The organism is Candidatus Arthromitus sp. SFB-mouse-NL, assembly GCF_000709435.1.
In the GTDB taxonomy this organism is placed as follows: Bacteria; Bacillota; Clostridia; order Clostridiales; family Clostridiaceae; genus Dwaynesavagella.
In genome coordinates, this window is record NZ_CP008713.1 from 1,145,890 (window position 1) to 1,166,495 (window position 20,606).

Below are 20,606 nucleotides of genomic sequence, written 5' to 3' on the forward strand. Positions count from 1 at the left end.
TAATCCCCTTTAAAGTAGACATCCAATGTAACAAAATCATCTAATTTTTCAAATAAACTTGATCTATTATTTTAGTCGCTAAGTCATAATCATATCCTTTTCCAATTAGGTGACAAAATAGCTTGTGTCTAATTTTAAATACCTCAAATTTATCTTTAATTACATCATACTTCTTTTGACATATCTTAACGCCTATTTCTATCTTTTGTTCATCAGATATTTTTGAAAATTCCGCCTTTAAAAATTCATTATCTAATCCCTTAAGAATTAAATCAAAAAATATTTTCTTTTCACCATACTTTAATAAGTTCTTATTTATGTAATTTTTAGCATATCTGTAATCATTTATAAAGTTGTACTCCAACAAGTATTTGATTACATCATCTGCTACATTTGGATCAACACATTTATCCAAAAGATACTTTTTCATTTCTTTTTGCGTTTTGTCATACCGATTTAATAACTTTAATGCTAAGTTTTTCGCAATTATAAATTCTCTACTCATAACTATTTTCCTTTAAGAATATGAACTGTTGGATTATTAAAATACTTTTTGCAAACTTCCATTATTTGTCGCTTATTAATATTCCCTATTTTTTCCAAATCTTCCATATATGATTCAATATTTTTATCATAAAGTAGTTTATCTATTAAATACAATCCAAGTTTTCTATTATCTTCAAGAATTGAATATATAGCTATCAATTGTAGCTTTTTCATCAAATTCAAATTATAATAATCAAAATTATAACTGCAATTCTTTATTTCTAATATACATTCATCTATAATTTTCCTAGCTCTATCTATGTTCTCCTTACCAGTCGTACAAAAAATATACATCCCCTTAAATTCGTCACTAATTTCTAATTGTGTATAAATATCATAAGCCAGCCCTTCTTCATCTCTTACTTTCTTAAATAATATAGAATTTGAGCCTCCTCCAAGTTTATACTCTGCTAATTTTAAAAGTATTTTCTCGCCTTGTTGTAAATCTTTAAACACAAACAAATATGTAACAGTACTTATTTCTAAATCGCTCTTTTCACTAACTATAGTCTTGGAAATATTTACCTCTTCAATCAATTTTTTATGTGAAATATGTTTTCTTTGCCAGGAGTTAAAATATTTTTTTAATAAACTAACTATGTACTCTTCACTGTATGAGCTAATAACAACCGCATACGCATTATTCGGAACATAATATTTATTATAAAATTTAATTAAATCATCAGTAGTTACACTTTCCAATAATTTTCTATCACCTGCTATGTCATACCTTATATGAGATTTTTCAAAAGCTTGTTCATTTAGCTTTAAAAAACTAAACTCCTCATAATTTGCATAACATGAATCTAATTCCGAAATTATTATATCTCTCTCAATGTCCATCTCTTCACTATCAAATTTAGGACTCATAACCATGGATGAAATTAATTCTATACATTTTTCTAAATCATCATCCAATCCATTTATAGATAATACAGTTGAACCATAATCAGTAAATGCATCATAATCCCCACCCAAAAATTCAATAATATTGTTTACTTCATAGTCTTTAAATTTACAATTTGATCTAAATAACATATGTTCAATAAAATGACTAAATCCTCTTTCATTGTCCGTTTCATATGCACTTCCAATTTTAATTCCAAGATTAAAATTAAAAAATTTACATTGCTTATTTAAAACAAGAATTTTAAATCCATTATCTAAAATAAATTCTTTAAAATTAATTTTTAAATTTTCCATACTTTCTCCTAACATTAGATAATAATACAATGTTTTGTAAAAATTTTCCAGTTCATAGGCTATAAATTTATAACTTTTTAATATGTGAATTTTTATTTAACTTTACGATATAAAAAAACTATGATCTAAAATTAATTAAATCATAGTCAAATTCTAAACTTTCAAACCTATTTCTTGCATCAATCTTAAGTATTCATCACATGTTAACATTTGTTTCAAAACAGCATCACGTGACGTTTTTTTAACTTCACCAACCCAATAATTTTTTCCATCATCATCAGGATCACGATCCAATATAACCTTATAAACCCTAGTAACAAAATCTTGATCAGATATTTGTTTGTTTTGGAACTCATTACTATGTATGATTTTTATGATCAAAGTGCTAACTGATAATGTTTTATCTATTAATTCCTGAGTATTATTTTTAAGTTCTGCACTTGACGGCTTTCTTCCTAATAAAGTTGTATAAATATTTTGTACAAGATTCTCTACAATATTTTTCTTCTGAAAATTATGTAAAAATATTTTAGTTACTTTATTAATAGATCCATCATTTAAACTCTTCTGGAATAACAAATTCGAAGTAATTTTAAGTGGATTATTTGATGGAAATCCTTCAAGATATATGTATGCATATTGTTTAAGCTCTCCAGATACTAAAATATATTTCACTTCAAAGGTAGTATTGAAATTACTCCTTAATTCTGGATACACAAGCATAGCTTGTACACTTTTAAGCATATCCCAAGGATCATCTATTTCAACTGCCAAAACTATTTGATTTTGGTTGTAATACAAAAGTCTTGGATCTCCAACCACTTTTGCAGCTCTAAATTTCTCATTCTTAGCAGTTAAACTTGCTATTCCCTTTATACTTTCCTGAGATCTATTCACAATAACATTTACACCCAATTTTACATTATTTATATTATAAGATTTTGTATTTTGGTTAACAATTATAATGTATTTGTTTTCAGAAATCTGATATGTACTTATAGGCACAATCTTATTATCAATTTCAATGAAGAACTCTTTAATAACTCCATTGATATTCTTTTCAACATCCACACTAAATATAAATCTATTCTTACCAGATAATTCTCCCAAAAATTTAGTCTTAACGGTAATACTGTTACTATCAATGGTGTTCGCATTTGGTCTTACGGTGAAAATAGATAGTACTAAAAACATAGCAATAAATAAGGTAAATACTTTATGTTTACATTTAGACAACAAATTCCCTCCATTTACTCATTGTTTGATTACAATTATATAACATTCGTGACAATTTTTCTATAAATACTTTACAAATTAAGTATTGCTCATAAAACTTATAATTACTTTAAAATTAATTTATTATTTTAAAATATTATCTTGAAATTCAATAATCTTTCCGATATAATAATAATTGTTAATTGATAATTGAGTTGTTAATTGATAATTAATTTTTACATTTTGGAGGGTTTTATAATGAAGAAATTTGTTTGTACTGTTTGTGGATATATAGCTGAGGGGTCTGTTCCTGAAGTTTGTCCTATATGTAAAGCACCAGCTGATAAATTTAACGAACAAACTGGTGATATGAATTGGGCTGATGATCATGTAATTGGTGTTGCTAAAGGTGTTGATCCTAGAATTGTTGAAGGATTAAAAATGAATTTTGAAGCTGAGTGTACAGAAGTTGGTATGTACTTAGCAATGTCAAGACAAGCTGATAGAGAAGGTTATCCAGAAGTTGCTGAAGCTTATAAAAGAATAGCTATTGAAGAAGCTGAGCACGCTTCTAAATTTGCTGAACTTTTAGGAGAAGTTGTTGATAACTCTACTAAGATTAACTTAGAGAAAAGGGTTGCTGCTGAGTATGGAGCTTGTCAAGGTAAGAAAGATTTAGCTACATTAGCTAAACAATTAAATTTAGATGCTATTCATGATACAGTTCATGAAATGTGTAAAGATGAAGCTAGACACGGAAGGGCATTTAAAGGGCTTCTTGAAAGATATTTTAAAGCATAGTTTTATTTGAGAACTCATTGATTAAATCAATGGGTTTTTTTATTTTTTTGGTATCTTCCATTTAATACTTCATTTATAAATTTTATGAAATCTGTATATTAAGTTTTAAAATTCTATTTCGATATAAATCCATATATCTCGAGTTTAAATTATTTGGAATTCACTACTTTTATGGGAGAAATCAATATGAAAAATTCAAAAAATAATAATGATAAAAAACAAAAAAATTATAGAGACAAATCTTATAAAGCAATATCACTTGCTTCTTTATCTACTATAGCGTTAACTTTAGGATTAAGTAACTTTAAAGAAGTTAAATCTCTAATGACTAAAGGAGGAACTATTAGATGGTTTGGATCATCTGTTCAAAAAGTTATACAGCCTGGAAATATGGGGTCTACTGGAAATACAGGAGCTAAAGTTGTAGCTGCAAAGAGTGGTGCTGTTGCTAACGCTACTACAAAAGTTACTGGTGGTATTAATACTACTAGCCGTGGATTTGCAAAATTCAATAAACAATGGCCTAATCCATTTGCTAAACCTTATTTAGATTCTCTTAAAAATCCTTCAATAGGAAGTACATCTTCAGTTAAAAAACCTACTAGTGGTACAACTTCATCCAGTACAAAAAATAATTCTAATAGCTCGACAGGAGCTACTGGTAGTTTAAAATTACCTGCTACTAATGGATCAACATCAGGATCCCTAAAATTACCAAATAATAACACTACAGAAACACCAAATAGTGGTAACACTACACTGGTAAAAAGACCTTCATCTAGTAGTACTTCTAGTAATACTTCTTCTAATGGTGCTGTTAAATTACCTATTGGAGAATACGAAGATGTAACACAAAATCAAAACACAAATAATCCAAATACAGGAATGTCAACTGCTAAAAAAGTAGGAATCGGTGTAGCTGCTGTAGCTGGAGCTGGAGCAATCGCTGGTATTATCGCAGGTATAATTAGTGCTACAAACAGTGCTGGAGGACAATCCTCAGGATCTAACGGTACTAAAGGTCCTACTGTTGTACCAACACCACAGACTCCAACAAATACAAATAAAGTAGTTAGCTCTGGATTAGGAAATCAATATACAGATACAAAAGCATAATAAAATCTAGTTTAATAATTCTCCTTCAATACGAAAAGAGGTGTAATTGTTATGAATAATTCTAAAAAAAATGATCACAAAGAACTTACTAAAAAAGCTGTAGCTATTGGTACTGCACTCGGAGTAGTCGCAACAATCGGAACAAATTTAAATATTAAAGAAGCTGAAGCTAGAAATCGTAATACTAAATCAAATAAAGAATCTAGAATAAATTCAGATAAAAAATTCTCGCACACTAAGAGACCTTATACAAATGTAGATAAAGCAAATCTTGATGAATATAAAGACCAACATATTACAAAGGATTTTATTCCTGAAAATACAGTCACTAAAGATACAAAAGATAATGGATTAGAAAATAAAAGTTCAAATAGAACTTCAAATAGAACTCCAAAAGTTATTCCTGTTAGTGTTTCAACTGCTAGAAAATAGTTTTATATAAGGGGATACCTCTCTAAGGTCTCCCCTATCTTATTTTTTGTCAATACCTTTTAAAATTTTTTGTTAATAAAATATAAATCTTCCCACATTTTCAACGAAATATATGATTGTAAAGCTTACAACTTAAAATTTTTATAGGATGTTTTCTAAAAACAAGGAGGTATTTTCAAATGAGTAATTCAAACAAAAAAAATAATAAAAAAGAGGTTGCTAAAAAAGCTGTAGCTCTTGGTGCTGCTCTTGGTGTTGTTGCTGGTATCGGTGCTACTATGGCTGGAGGGGCTGAAGAGGCTCACGCTGCTAGAAGACCTTCTCAATCAACTTCTTCTACAACTAATGCTGAGCAAAACACAACTACTTCAACTAAAAGACCAGCTTCTAATGCTTCTTCTACAACTTCATCAGGTACTTCTAGAAGTGCTAGAAGTGCTGGAAACAGAAAAGTTTCTGGTAAGGTAGCTGATGCTAAAACTACAGTAAATGAAAATGAAACTAATACAAGTGGCGGTAGAACTTCTGGAAGAAATACAACAACTAACAAAAAAGAGGAAACTAAAAAGACTACATCTCACTCATCTGTAAGTGCTAAAAAATCTAAATCTAAAGCTCAACAAAATAAAGATATGGCGTCAAGGTCTTCAGGCACTGAAAAAACAAATAAAGTTGTTGTTAGTGTTTCAACTGCTAGAAAATAATTTTAATATAACAAGGACACTGCGAAGTGTCCTTTTAACATAATTAAATGGAATTTTGGAATTAACATGGAGGTGTACTAAATGTCTAAGCAGAAAAACAAAAAAGATATTGCTAAAAAAGCTGTAGCTCTTGGTGCTGCTCTTGGTGTTGTTGCTGGTATCGGTGCTAATATGGCTGGAGGAGCTGAAGAAGCTCACGCGACTACTAGAAGACCTTCTCAAACTAGATCAACTAAAAGTCAATCTAGCTCAACTTCTACATCTAAAAGACCAACTTCAAATGCTAAAACTACTGTAAAACAAGAGAATAGTGGAACAAATGAAAATACAAGAAACTCAAGAACAAACTCATCAGAAGAAAAACAAGAATCTACAAGAACAACAAGAAGAGGTAGGGGAGATAGCTCTACTGAAAGAAGAAAGAGCCAAGCTAAAGTTATGTCAAATTCTAATGTTGAAAGCGAAGAAGTAGACATAGATAATGAAGAAACAACTGAAGAGACTACAACATCTAAAAGACCAACTACAAACACAAGTAAATCATATAGAAGTATAAATGAGAAAAAACAAAAATCAAGAGCACTCGTTGAACAAAATAGATCTACTACATCAACAGATAGTACTTCACAAAATAAAATTGTTGTTAGAGTATCTACAAAATAATAACTCTTTAGAAACAGCAAGATTTTAACTTGCTGTTTATTTTTTTGCAAAAAAATAAAATGGAGAGGAAATTAACCCTCTCCAAAAAATTAATATTTTAATCCCATTCCAACTACCATCTTCATAAACTCTTCTTCATTAATCATTCTATCTACAATATATTTCTTTGCATTAAATACATCACCATTTGCATTATTAAGTGCCTCATTGTTGTAGAAGTTTATCCAGAAATTTAATCCTTCTGCATCTGGATCTCTATCCACAACTATAGAATAAAGTATCTCAATTAATTTTTCTGTTGTATATTCAAGTTCTGAAAACTCCTTTTCAGCAAATAGTAAATTAATTAGAAAATCCCTTGCCCCAATATCATGGGTATTTAATCGATTAATCCAATAATCATAACCAACCTCGTCTGGATCTCTTAAAAATGCTCTTCCATAAACATTATATAAGAATGCTTGCCTAGGATTTTCTGCCTCTAAAGTTATATTTTGTATATTAAATGTAATTTCTTTTCCGGTTTCTATTATAATCTTAATTTCTATTGAAGGATATTCTTTCCCTGGTACAAGTCCCATAACTCCAATATTTCCATTATCATCAATTTGAGCAGATATTCCTTCGATATCACATGATATATTCATCTCTTTTGTCAAACTAATATCCCCCAAATCTGGAACAGAAAATGCGAATTGATTGCCTTTACCATTAAACTCTTCAATTTCAACAGGATGTTCAAAGATAGTTTCTTCTACTGGTTTGGTATGAACAATTTTATCTACAGAGAATTTTGTCTTTCCTCCTCCTATTGTAAATTTCTCACTAACAGGCTCTATCATAACGCTATAATCCATATTTTCACTTACAAAATTATCTAAATTAAAACTTGTAACCGATATTATATCCGTTTCAATAGTATGAATTTTTACATACTCGCTACTAGTTGTAGTATTAGATTCTTTTTTCTTATCTGTTTCCTCTATATTATCCTCACTATCTTCTGGCTTTTTAGTTCCTTTTAAATAAATATTTAATTTATCGCCTTCTGAAAATTTCGTGTCTAATCCATAAGACCATTTAAGATCAAATGTACTCTTTTTTACCCCTTCTTCTTCTTTTTCACCCTCCTCAACGGTAGCTTTAATACCTCGATACTCTAATTCAAAATCTATAAAATAAACTTCATTAAAATATCCATGAGGATTATAAGAAATCAACAAGTCGTAATCTTCTGTATAATCTGGAATTTTACATTCAAAATCAAAAATATCATAGCTAGAAGCACTTGCAATAATTTTATCACTATATTGTTTGTGTTCTGGAAGTTTATAAAACACATCTACATATGTTTCTAAATACTTAATTACTTCCATATCATTAACAAGATCACTCTTTATTCTTAAAGTATTTCCATTCCTAGAATCTATCCTACAATTCTTAATTTCCAATTTTTTTGATCTAAAATCTATAGTTGTATCTGCAATATCATTCGCTTTCGTCTTATAAGTAAGAAGAACATCATACTCTATATCCGGTAAAATCGGAAGTATATTAAATTTAGTCAGGTCTTCTAATTTATTCCCTCCATCATGATATGTTATTATATTAGGCTCTTTAGGATAATTTTTTTCACTTTTAGGTTTAGTATATATTTCCAATGAATCCCCATCAGAAAATATATAATCTTTTGGATGATGAATATCTACAATAGCATAATACTCAGTTACATCACCTATATTTAGAGACGAATTTGCAGAAATTGTTTTAAACTCCAAAGTCTTTTCAAATTTTACATTACTTATTGTATAAACAAGTTTAGCTGTATAATCCATATCCATATAAGTTACAATTCCTTCACCTTTCAACACACCACTAACTTCAGATCCAATTTTTGAAAAAGAAGACCCAGCAGGATATCCATTGATAATTTTTCTCTTAATATAAATCTCAACTTTATCTTTTTCATCAAAGTTTATAAATTCTTCAGATACTTTCCATTCAAAACTAGCACTATTAGGTCTAATCGCTGTTGTTTTAAATTCATCTATAGTAAATTGGTTAGTCTTTTGATTTTCAAATTTCTTTTCCAAAGTTTTTATTCCATCTCCATTTGTAGAACTCTCTCTCGTCTTAATATTCCTTGTAACTAAATTTTGTGTTTCTTCTGTTCCTTCTTCTTCCTCAGATGAATCTCCACTATCTACATCTTCTGATGTCTCACCATCTCCGCTACCTTCAACAGTTTCATCAGATCCATTACCACTACCTGATTCACCATTATCTTCTCCTCCAGATGAATTTGAATCATCTCCACCTCCTGATCCTTCCTCAGTATCATTATCTTCTTCTGATCCATCACTATCTTCAGAACCACTTTCAGGTATAGTATCTTTATCTTTTAGTTCATTCTTTGTCTTAAACTCAATTTTAAAATCATATTCTTTATCTGGAACCAAGTACCCAATACTTACCTCGTTTAAACTCAACAAATTAACTGGATTATCTCCACTATTACTATGAATATATTCTTTATCTGGATCAGTAGAAAAAGTCTTACTAGTTCCATTCCTAAGTTTCTTAAATAACCTTATACTGTCTCCTTCTTCAAACTTAAAATTTTCTGAATATTCCAATTGAAATATAACTTCATTTACTTTCTTATCTTTAATTGAAATTTTCACTGTATCACTAGTGCTAGTATTTGATCCACTGCCTTCTCCACCCTCTGAATCTGTTGAATCTTCTTGCGAATTATCACTTGCACTATCTGATTCACCTTCTTTAATCAATTGGTATCTAACAAATGAATTATTAGTCAAATCACTATAACTTACATATTCTCTGCCATCAATGTAATAAACAAATTTAAAATCATATTCCTTACTTATATCTCTTCCTAAAGTCAAAATACATGATCTTAACTTATTTAAATCTCTATTCGCATAAAATTGTGGCTCATTTGGATATTCTGAACTCTCTTTTTCCTTGATAAAAATCTTAAAAGAATCATCATTTCTGAAATTAAAATTAGGTGCTATCAATTCCCATGTAAATTTCACATTTACATTATTATCACTATCCACTATAGGTTCAACATAAATATCCTTTATACTAAATGGAAGAGTCATAAAACTTTCACTTTTAATCGCCAAAGATCTCCCATCTGAATATTCAATTTCATAATCAATATTGTATTTTGTATTTGCTTTCAAATCTTTGTACTCAAACACATATTTATCTATTTTTGAAAAATTCATTAAATCCTTAGAAAAAACTTTTTTCCTAGACAATTTATCATTCTGCTCTTCAATATAAATATTTAGCTTATCTTCAAATTTAAAATTTACATCATTTATAAAACTAAATTGGATCAATAAATCTTTCAAATTAATTACGCTTACATCTGTATATAAAGTAAAAAAATCATTAATCTGTCTTATTTCTCTCTCAATTGTTCTTCCTCCGAACATATACAAGAGCTTTATATCGTACAACTCGGATAATTCTTTCAATTCGACCAAACTTAATTTAGCTTCCTCATCAGTTATCTTAACATCGGGGATAATCGAATAATTTATATCATTTTTTCCCTTAATATAAATATTAATTGAATCATTATCAATAAATTTAAACTCATTTGATGTAGTATCCCATTTTACTTCAATCAAATTGTTGTTAATCATCATTGAACTCATATTTGAGATATCAAAATCTTTGGTCCTTATAACCTTATCAAATACTAAACTAACATTATCCTTTAAATTAATGACATATCTAACATCGTATGTGGTAGCTGGGTGTAATGAAATATCTTTGAATTTAAAAATATTTCGAAGATTGTTTATTTCCTTATTTGATTTCTTAATATGAAAATCAAATTTTCCTTTCTCATCATTTTCCAATCTTTTACCATAAATTTCAATTCCATCTATAAAAATTAAATTCTTTCTATCATACCTAAATATAACATCGCAAGAATTAATTCCAATATCATGAACTCCAAAACTATTTTCCAAATATTTAAACTTCGATATTTGACTAGTTATTTCATGTGATGATATATCAATTAGTGAAACTTTTAATTCGTACCCAACATTATTTTGCAATTCATCATATATAAAAAATTGTTTATCAATTTTATTAATTTTAACCTCATCTCCAGAGATCAAATTTTTCAAACTCACATTATCTATTTCATATCTATCATTACCCGATACAATTTGCAAAAAATTTCCACCATTAACTATGTAAATAGGAACACCTATATTATCTGATGCATAACTCAGTTTAACACTTAAATTAAAACAGGACATCATAAATAAAAAAACGAACAATCCAAAATATATCATAAATTTCATTGTTGTCTTAAATAAATTATTCACCCAAATTAACCCCCCACCGAATTTATTAAAACCATAGATATTAGTTTTAAAAATTTTTTAATAATTTATTCATATTAACAAAAAAGAGATCCTTAAACCAAATGGCTAAAGATCCCTGTCAATATTAATTTTATGTTATATTATTTATTACAATTGTTCCATTACCATCAATGTTATCGCTCAAAGTTATATTTGATAATATCAAATTCGGCTTATCAAAATTTATACTCTTTACATCTGATACGACATCTTCCTTAGAAATTAAAATATCATAGCTATCTTCAGTTAAATTATTTTTTATATATTCATCATCAAATGCAATAACATTGCTTGACAAATTAAACTCCTCATACAAAAAGTTTTTCAAACTCCTAGCAAGCTCTATATAATTATCATCAGAATACGTAACTATTTTTAAAGTCGTCTTCTCTTCAAAATTATATTTCTCAAGTTCCTTCCTCAAATACTCAACATTAAATTTATATTTATTTAAACTATCTCCATTAATTCCATTTATGTGTCTTATATCCTTAACATCAACTATAAAATTCAAGAAATTTCCTTTTTCAATCTTCTCTTCCTCATTTTTAATTACATTGCCATCTTCATCTTTTTGCTCATCTTCAATATTTTTTGATACCTCTGCTATACTTTCATCACTTATATATTTATCCAAATCAAAAATCATTTTAGAATCCTCATTATGTACATAATAAATTTGGTCAGAATCAAAATAATCAGAAATAGAATTGTACGCCGTATCAAGTACAAAATTCAGTTTACCAGATTTATAAGATTCAAGTGCAAACTCTCGAGTTGGAAACGCTTCAATTACTACATCTTTATCTCTTGAAATAGAATACAATTTTCCATCCGATGTCTTGTAATTATTTAAATAATAATATTCATTCGGACTTAAGACTATTTTTAAATTCCCATTATGATCATTCTTAACAGAGGATATCTTATACGCACCTGAATAAGATATGTACTCATAGAAATCTTTATAATTATACAAATATTTAAAATTTTCCCTCAAAGAAAATTTATCCTTTGTTAAATTTTTCAAAAATAATTCATCCATCTGTTTAAGCTTAATAACAAGAACATTATCTTTTAAAGACTCAATTCCAACATGCTCAAAAAGTATTTCACCTTTATAGTATTCATCCACGCCAACAATAAATTTTAATTCATCATAATAAAATTTATCTTTATCCTTATCTAAAATATCCTTAAAGAAATTCAAAAAATCCTGTGATGTTATTTGCTTACCCGTACTCATATAAGCATCATTTCTTATATAAAATCTATACTCAAGTCCATCACTAGAAATTGTATATCTCTCTGCAAGTCCAGATGAAATATCCCCATCGGGTGTAAGATTCACAAGCCCCTCAAATAAATTCCCAAGCATAACATTACTCACATAATTATTATCAGATAGATATACTAAATTTTCAGGAAGATTAACAACTCCAATAGATAAACTTGTCTTATCTAATATTAAATCTTTCTTCTGAAAAACATTAAACGCTAAATTAAAAATCAAAAAAACTATTAACAAAATTACTTTTATTATCCTCATAAAACACCCACTAAAACTTTAAGATATATAAGGATAATTCCATATTTCAAATTTTATATTCCTATTTTTTCAATGATCTCATTAAATTCATCTTCAGAAATCATATTTAAATTTAATGATTTTGCTTTAGATAATTTACTTCCCGCATTCTCACCAAAAATTACATAATCAGTTTTCTTACTAACAGATTCTGAAATTCTCGCACCTAATTTCTCCAAAAGTTCTTTAATATCTTTTCTAGATAAATTTTTAATCGTTCCTGTAACAACAACTATTTTCCCATTAAATAAATTATCTTGAACTTCAACTTCTTCCTCATATTTAAATTTAACTCCAAGCTCAATTAGCCTTCTAATTTCTTCTCTAACTCCCTCATTATTTAAAAATTTAAATATGTCATCCAAAATAACATCACCAATTCCATATATTTTATCTAGCTCTTCTCTTGTTACACTCATTATTCTATCAAGTGTCTTATATTCCTTAACTATATCTTTTGAAGTTTTAAGCCCAACATTTTTAATCCCAAGTGCATAAATAAAATTATATAAATTACATTCCTTACTCTTCTCAATCGATCTTAAAATATTATTTGCTTTCTTCTCTTTAACTTTATCAAGAGTCAATAGATCATCAAATGTTATTTCATAAAGATTTGAAATTCTTTTAACACACAATTTCTCATAAAATTGATCAGCAAGTTTCTCACTAAATCCTTCAATATTCATTGCATCTCTTGAGGCAAAATGAACAATAGATTTAACAATTTGAGGTCTACAAGAAATAGTATTCGTACAATAAAGATGAACTCCATCACGACTAAGGGGAGATTTACAAGATGGACAAATCGTTGGTATTTCTATTTCCTCCAAACCTTCTCTACCTAATCCTTTAATAATCTCTGGAATAACATCATTTGATCTTCTTATTAATACATCACAATTAAGTTTTACATTTTTCCTTACAATATCATCTATATTATTCAAGGTTGCACGCTTTATTGTGATTCCAGAAACATCAGTAGGCTCAAGTATGGCAGTGGGCGAAACCCTCCCACTACGTCCAACATTCCATTCAACTCCAATAAGCTTAGTCATAACCTCTTCAGCCTCAAACTTGTACGCTATAGAAAATTTCGGATGCTTAACTGTATATCCAAGTATACTTCGAAGATCCAATTCATTTACGGAAACTACAACACCATCAATATCATAATTTAGATTATCCTTCAAAGACTCAATCCTTTTTATTTCTTCCTTTACCTCATCAAGAGTCTTACATAATTTAAATTCAGGATGCTTAAACTTATTGTCCTTTAAAAAGTTTAGTATCTCAAAATATGTAGAAAATTTCCCCTCATCATAATAAGCAACATCATAAATAAATGTATCTAATTTCCTTTTCTTTGTTTCATTAACGTCTAAATTCCTCAAAGCTCCTGATGCACCATTTCTTAAATTCTTAAGAGGTATATTAGCAACCCTATTGTATTTTTCAAACTCTTCTTTTGTCATAATAACTTCTCCACGAATCTCAAAAGACCCCATATCATTTATTGATAATGGAATACTTTTTATAGTTTTCGCTTGTTCAGTTACATTTTCTCCGATTTCACCATTTCCTCTCGTAGACGCCTTTATAAATTCTCCATTTTCATAAATAAGATTTATACTTACCCCATCAAATTTTTGTACAACTATATAAGAAGGACTCCCCAAATTATTTTCATTTGATGCCTTAAGGTTCTTATTGTGCCAAAGCTCCAAACTTTCAAATGATGTAACCTTATCAAGACTCCACATTCTTGCTTTATGTACTGACTTTTCAAATTTATCTAGAACAACATCTCCTACTCTTTGCGTGGGAGAATTTTTTAAAATATACTTAGTTTCATTTTCAAGTTCTCTGAGTTCATCATAGAGCTTATCATATTCACTATCCTCAATTTTAGGATCATCAAGCACATAGTACGCATAGGAACTTTCATTTAAATATAAAACAAGTTCATGTATCCTCTCTATTTTATCTTTCAAAATCTCCTCTCCCAATCCTAAACAAATTCAATCGGTGCATTATTTAATGCAAGTTTCTTAATTCCATTATTATCGAAAGCAACTATAACTTTTGGACTTTCTGGATCATCTTCAACCTTGACAACCATACCCAATCCAAAATTTTTATGTTTAATTTTCATCCCTATCTTAACATCATCTTTTGAGACATCATTACATTTTTTTGAAATATCATTATCAAGTGGATTATAACTAAATTTCCCAAAACTTCTTGATGACATAGACTGAGAAAGAGTAATCTCTTCACCTTTAAAATTAATATTCAACATCAAATCACTCGGAACTTCTCCTAAAAATTTAGATTTAGTTCTAAATCCAGTTTCACCATAAACCATTCTCATATTCGCATATGTAAAATAAAGTATATCTTTAGCTCTCGTTATACCAACATAACAGAGTCTTCTTGATTCCTCCATCTCATCAATTTCATCAAAACACTTATTACTTGGAAAAATTCCATTTTCCATACCAACCATAAACACAACGGGAAACTCTAATCCTTTTGATGAGTGAATCGTCATAAGCGTAATTGAAGAGGATTTTTCATCATATTTATCGGTTTCACTAACAAGTGAAATATTCTCAAGAAAATCTTCAATATTACTTCCAATATTCAATTGTTCAAAATTTACAGAAGCATTTATAAACTCCTGAATATTTTCAAAACGAGTATCTATATCAGAATCTTTCGACTTCTTCAAAGCATCAATGTAACCAATTTTATCAAGCATTAAACGAATAAATTCCGACGGATTTAAATCAATATATTTTCTAATTTCTTCAATAGATTTAGCAAAATTCTTTATAATATCTTGTGTTCTAAGGCTAATAGTTTCAATATCAGCACATGCAACCATTGAATCAAACAAACTAATACCATTTCTCTCAGCATATTCTAATAATTTGGACAAAGTTGTATCACCAATACCTCTTTTCGGTTCATTTATAATTCTCCTAAGACTTATCTCATCACTAGGATTAACTATTGTTTTTATGTACGCAATTACATCTTTAATTTCTTTTCTTTCATAAAAACGCATAACTCCTACAAGCTTATAGGGTATTTGATTCTTAACACATATTTCTTCAAACATTCTTGATTGTGAATTTGTTCTATACAAAATTCCAAAATCACGATATTCATATTCTCTTGAATTAATAATCCTAAAAATTTCATTAATAACAAATAAAGCTTCTTCTTCTGCACTACTTGCTTTAAATAATTTAATCTTCTCTCCCTCGTTATTTGTCGCCTTTAAAATTTTCTTCTTCCTTTTAATATTATTTAAAATTACTTTATTCGCAGCATCTAATATATTTGACTTCGATCTATAGTTTTTTTCAAGCTTAATTATCTTAGTATTCTTGTAATCTTTTTCAAAATCCAAGATATTATTTATATCTGCACCCCTCCACTGATAAATACATTGATCATCATCCCCAACAACACAAATATTCTTATTCATATCTGCAAGCATCTTAACTAAATAATATTGAGCATAATTTGTATCCTGATACTCGTCAACCATAATATATTTAAATTTGGACTGATAAAAACTCAGAATTTCGGGAAACCTTTCAAATAATTCAATCGTTTTAAAAATCAAATTATCAAAATCTAATGAATTATTTTCGAATAATTTTTTCTCATAAATTTCATAAATTTGTGCAATTAATTTCTCTCTGTAATTATCTGTATTAGAAATAGCTTCAATTGGTTTTATAAATTGATTTTTGTAATTAGAAATCCTTCTCAAAACTTCTGATGGTTCAATATTCTCCTGATTAATCTTAAGAATATCCATACACTGTTTAACAAGAGTTTTTTGATCTGAAAAATCATAAATAGTAAATGAACTTGTATAACCAAGCTTATCAATTTCTCTTCTTAAAATACGAACACACAAAGAATGAAAAGTTGATATCCACATATTATCAGAAATTTCACCAATCAATGATCTAACTCTGTCCTTCATTTCCTTTGCTGCCTTATTTGTAAAAGTGATAGCAAGTATTTGATAACTATTAATTCCTAAATTTTTTACCATATGAGCAATTCTATATGTAATTGTTCTAGTCTTACCTGAACCTGCACCGGCTAAAATAAGTAATGGCCCATCTATAGTTGTAACAGCACTATATTGCTCCTCATTTAATAACTCCCTTAACTCCATAACTCTACTCTCCTAAACCATTTTTAATAGATTAATCTCTTCAATCGTTAAATGCCTATACTCTCCTTCTTTTAAATTTTCATCAAGCCTTATTCCACCAAACTCTATTCTCTTCAAATATGTAACCATGAATCCAAAAACTCCAAACATCCTCTTAATTTGATGAAACTTACCCTCAATCAAAATAAGTTCACACTCTGACTCACCCTCATAAACTTTAAGTATTTTTAACTTCGATGATTTACACTTTATACCATCTTCTAAAACTATACCATCACTAAATATTCCAACAAATGAATCGTTTAAACATCCATTTACCCTTACAAAATATTTCTTTTCAACATGACGTTTAGGAGATAAAACCCTATGACACATATCTCCATCATTTGAAATAATTAAAAGTCCAACTGTATCCTTATCGAGTCTTCCTATTGGATAAGGATCTAGAATCTTATCTCTTTCATCTATAATTTCCAAAACTGTCCTATCAAATTTATCGTAAACTGCTGAAACAAATCCAGAAGGTTTATTCATCATCAAATAAACAAACTCTTTATACAAAACCTCTTCACCCAGCACACAAACCTTATCATTATCTACATCAATATGTACAGATGGCTTATTTACAATTTCTCCATTAACACTAACACTATTTTGATGTATCAACTTTTTAACTTCTTTCCTACTGCCATAACCATTATTAACAAGAAAATTATCTAATCTCTTCATAAATCCATTACTCCTATTTATTTCTAGAGAATATTTTACTACAACATAAGTAAATTTTTAATAAAAAATTAAAAGTAGCCTTTATAAGGCTACTTTAAAAACCATTATTATAATAGTGAATAATATTTGTAACATGTATACGAGTTTCCTTAGGAAGCATAGAAACATCTTCCAAAGACCTAAATCCACTTTTATCTAGAGCATTTCCACCACAATTATAGGCTGCAACTGCTCTAACTATATCCCCACTATACCTCTCTATCATTCCTTTTAAATGCTTAGTACCTGCATCAATATTCTCATAAATATCATACGGATCTTGAACATTAAATTTTTTTATAGTATTTGGCATAATTTGCATAAGTCCGATAGCCCCAGCATGTGAAACGCATCTGGGATTAAAATTTGATTCTTGCTTAATAAGAGATCTTATAAGTTTATCATCAACACCATATTTCTTAGAAGCTATCATTATCGCACTATCTACCTCATTATATATCGTGTTTTTATCATTCTCCTGATATGAATCACAATCAATCTCAACACATTCAAAATTCTTAGTTATATTAACCCTATAAAATTTTTTTGATAAATAAGATTGGCTCACCTCATCATTTGCCTCAACTACAACACTATTATAAGTCATACCTGATGCTGAAGTATTATGTACATTATTAAAAGCCACTTGTGATATTAAAAGTCCCACGGCACAAGCTACTTCAATGCTCTTCGCACCCATATATAGAAAATTCCTCCTAAATAATTTATATTAGTTTAGTCATTTAGGAAGAATTTATTCATTTATTTTTAAGTTACATTAAATTCATATATATCATAATCTTCATAGTTGCAATTCTTATACTCACTCTTTGTGAGAACAAGTAACTTATATTGACCTTCTTTAAACGGAATAAAACTATAAGTATTCTTCCTACTATAGGCCTGTACTCTCCTCCACATGCCTTGTTCCATTAAATAAAATTCATATCCAATATCACGTCCACCCTTTGTATTTACAACAAAGAATATAGAATTATTGACAAGTAAATAATCATCTTTGGCCTCACAAATAATTTTTGTATTAGTAATTGGAAATGAATCCTGAACATATATACGAACTTCTTTTAATGTATCGTACTCTAACTTTGAACTTTTATTTTTAGCCATAACAGAAAGCGTATACTTTCCTTTAACTGTAGGAACATAATCAAAAGATATATCATCTTTAAATTGAGTTTCAACTATTACTTGATCATCAATAGACAAAACATATTTAAATAAAGTTTGTTTAGTATTCTGAGCGATTACATTAAATATTATCGGTTCTCCTACAACGTAGCACTCCTGATTTTTATAGAGAATATAATCTATCTTCGCAGGATAATAATCCCATACCTTAAAGTGAAGTATTGTAGATACATCATACTCCTGAACTGAGAACATATCCTTAACCCTTATTTCAAGCTCATAATACCCTTGCTCTTGGGGCATAAAAGTCAAAAAGTTTTTATCACTATACTCTATATATCCAACTTCTCTATTCTCTTTTGTAATTATAAAACTATATTGTAATTTCAACCCGCCCTCAGCTTTAACAATAATACCTATAGGTTTATTCTTCACGTGCTTATTATACGAATCTATTTGTACATCCAAAATTTTCACTACTTGAGAAATGTATGGCAATACCTCAAAATTCATTTCAGTATACACATCATAACCTTGTGGTGTACTTTCATCTCTTACATAAACCTTAACATTGTAATTACCCGAAATTTTTGGTACCCATTGATAAAAATTTTCTCTTAAATAACCACTTTCTTCAATAAAAGGTTCATCATCACTGCTTGGCCCATTTATTACATACTTGTACAATAAATTCTTTCCACCTTCAACCTGAATATTAAAAGTTATAGGATGCCCTGTATAGTGTGGAGAACTTAAATTAGCAGATAGTTCTATTATTTTTATCTCATTATAGGGTTTAACATCATATATAATAATTGCCCTATCATCGTAATTATTTATAGAGTAAAGATCCTTTACAAGCACAAGCAATCTAAACTTACCGTACCCATTTTCAATAAATGAAACTATACTTTTAGTGGAATAATCCTGTACTACTTCTGCTTTACCTTCTTCATTAACCACTAAAAATTTGTATAAAACAGTTTTATTCTCTTCATTACTTACATCACACTGAAATATTAGTTCTTCACCCGAAATAAGTTCCTTGCTTAAACTTTTCAAAGACTGTATCTCAATCTTACCGACATCATTAACATAAAACTTTACAGTTGCAAAATCATCAAAATTATTTTCAGAATCCTGCTTCCTACACTGCACAAGTATCTCTTTTTCTCCTACCTCATTCAGAGTCAAAATAAGCTTATCATCATGTGTATATTCTTTTAATAATTCCCATCCATATTGACCATTTATCCAAAATTTATAAAGACTTGGTGAGTATGACGAGTCAACACTCAAAACTAATTGTTCACCAACTGAATAAATATCTTTATCCAAATGTAGTGATTTTATTATTTTTTTATCTTCAAAATCTTTACCAATTATATAATTTTCTCTAGCTATATAATCAAATGCTTTCTTACTTGAAATATTTTTAGCCTGAACCATAACTATATAATTTCCATACTCTGAAGGAATCCACACGGCCTCTTGTTTCGTAGAAAAATCCTGTATAGTATACCAAACACCATTAATTCCCACACAAAACCTGTATACTAATTCCTCATCTAATCCCGAAACCTTTATATTTATTGACACATTCTTATCTTGTGGAGACGCTAAGCTAAAATCTATCAATAATTCATTCACAGTTTATCCCCCTTGCAGCACGTAAGCATAAATATAACCATCATATATTTCGTATTTCTTAAAATTTTCAAATTTATTTTACTAAAACTATAATATATTTAAGTCAATTATACTTTATTTAATATTATGTATTCAACTAA

At 28.6% G+C, this 20,606-nt stretch carries 15 protein-coding genes; 5 read left to right on the forward strand and 10 right to left on the reverse strand.

Going from position 1 to position 20,606, the window contains the following annotated elements:
* Positions 1-40: 40 nt before the first annotated feature.
* The 3 genes from SFBMNL_RS05545 to SFBMNL_RS05555 form a co-directional block, all read right to left on the reverse strand.
* Positions 41-505 carry a regulatory protein RecX gene (locus SFBMNL_RS05545; RefSeq protein ID WP_042294779.1) on the reverse strand — a complete coding sequence of 155 codons (465 nt, stop codon included), beginning with the start codon at positions 503-505 and terminating at the stop codon, positions 41-43.
* A gap of 2 nt (positions 506-507) precedes the next feature.
* On the reverse strand, positions 508-1,749 hold the full coding sequence (locus SFBMNL_RS05550; protein WP_042294780.1) for a M16 family metallopeptidase: 1,242 nt from the start codon (positions 1,747-1,749) through the stop codon (positions 508-510).
* Positions 1,750-1,902: 153 nt separating this feature from the next.
* The gene (locus SFBMNL_RS05555; RefSeq protein ID WP_042294781.1) at positions 1,903-2,985 is read right to left on the reverse strand and encodes a DUF4214 domain-containing protein; all 1,083 of its coding nucleotides are present in this window, start codon (positions 2,983-2,985) and stop codon (positions 1,903-1,905) included.
* Positions 2,986-3,222: 237 nt separating this feature from the next.
* On the opposite strand from SFBMNL_RS05555, the gene SFBMNL_RS05560 reads away from it, so the two are divergent.
* The 5 genes from SFBMNL_RS05560 to SFBMNL_RS05580 all read left to right on the forward strand — a co-directional run bounded on the left by SFBMNL_RS05560 (position 3,223) and on the right by SFBMNL_RS05580 (position 6,680).
* Complete coding sequence (locus SFBMNL_RS05560) at positions 3,223-3,765, forward strand: NADH peroxidase (protein WP_005805703.1); 543 nt, start codon at positions 3,223-3,225, stop codon at positions 3,763-3,765.
* Between the two features lie 186 nt (positions 3,766-3,951).
* A complete protein-coding gene (locus SFBMNL_RS05565; RefSeq protein ID WP_042294782.1) occupies positions 3,952-4,881 on the forward strand; it encodes a hypothetical protein in 930 nt (309 codons plus the stop codon).
* A gap of 51 nt (positions 4,882-4,932) precedes the next feature.
* Positions 4,933-5,313, forward strand: a complete 381-nt coding sequence (locus tag SFBMNL_RS05570; RefSeq protein ID WP_042294783.1) for a hypothetical protein — start codon at positions 4,933-4,935, stop codon at positions 5,311-5,313.
* Positions 5,314-5,492: 179 nt separating this feature from the next.
* Positions 5,493-6,017, forward strand: coding sequence for a hypothetical protein (locus SFBMNL_RS05575; RefSeq protein WP_005805696.1), 525 nt, complete (start codon positions 5,493-5,495; stop codon positions 6,015-6,017).
* Positions 6,018-6,098: 81 nt separating this feature from the next.
* The gene (locus SFBMNL_RS05580) at positions 6,099-6,680 is read left to right on the forward strand and encodes a hypothetical protein (RefSeq protein WP_042294784.1); all 582 of its coding nucleotides are present in this window, start codon (positions 6,099-6,101) and stop codon (positions 6,678-6,680) included.
* An 89-nt stretch (positions 6,681-6,769) separates the two neighbouring features.
* On the opposite strand, the gene SFBMNL_RS05585 is transcribed toward SFBMNL_RS05580, so the two are convergent.
* The 7 genes from SFBMNL_RS05585 to SFBMNL_RS05615 all read right to left on the reverse strand — a co-directional run bounded on the left by SFBMNL_RS05585 (position 6,770) and on the right by SFBMNL_RS05615 (position 20,466).
* The gene (locus SFBMNL_RS05585; RefSeq protein ID WP_042294785.1) at positions 6,770-11,065 is read right to left on the reverse strand and encodes a DUF4214 domain-containing protein; all 4,296 of its coding nucleotides are present in this window, start codon (positions 11,063-11,065) and stop codon (positions 6,770-6,772) included.
* Positions 11,066-11,195: 130 nt separating this feature from the next.
* Positions 11,196-12,653 carry an ABC transporter substrate-binding protein gene (locus tag SFBMNL_RS05590; protein ID WP_042294786.1) on the reverse strand — a complete coding sequence of 486 codons (1,458 nt, stop codon included), beginning with the start codon at positions 12,651-12,653 and terminating at the stop codon, positions 11,196-11,198.
* Positions 12,654-12,706: 53 nt separating this feature from the next.
* A complete protein-coding gene (gene ligA, locus SFBMNL_RS05595) occupies positions 12,707-14,686 on the reverse strand; it encodes an NAD-dependent DNA ligase LigA (protein ID WP_042294787.1) in 1,980 nt (659 codons plus the stop codon).
* Between the two features lie 17 nt (positions 14,687-14,703).
* The gene (locus SFBMNL_RS05600) at positions 14,704-16,899 is read right to left on the reverse strand and encodes an ATP-dependent helicase (RefSeq protein WP_042294788.1); all 2,196 of its coding nucleotides are present in this window, start codon (positions 16,897-16,899) and stop codon (positions 14,704-14,706) included.
* 12 nt (positions 16,900-16,911) lie between these two features.
* Positions 16,912-17,628 (reverse strand): pseudouridine synthase, encoded by a 717-nt coding sequence (locus SFBMNL_RS05605; protein WP_005805684.1) that lies wholly within the window; start codon positions 17,626-17,628, stop codon positions 16,912-16,914.
* 94 nt (positions 17,629-17,722) lie between these two features.
* Entirely contained in the window at positions 17,723-18,367 is a 645-nt protein-coding gene (locus tag SFBMNL_RS05610; RefSeq protein WP_042294789.1) for a lytic transglycosylase domain-containing protein, read from the reverse strand.
* Positions 18,368-18,435: 68 nt separating this feature from the next.
* Positions 18,436-20,466 (reverse strand): triple tyrosine motif-containing protein, encoded by a 2,031-nt coding sequence (locus tag SFBMNL_RS05615; protein WP_042294790.1) that lies wholly within the window; start codon positions 20,464-20,466, stop codon positions 18,436-18,438.
* Between the last annotated feature and the right edge of the window lie 140 nt (positions 20,467-20,606).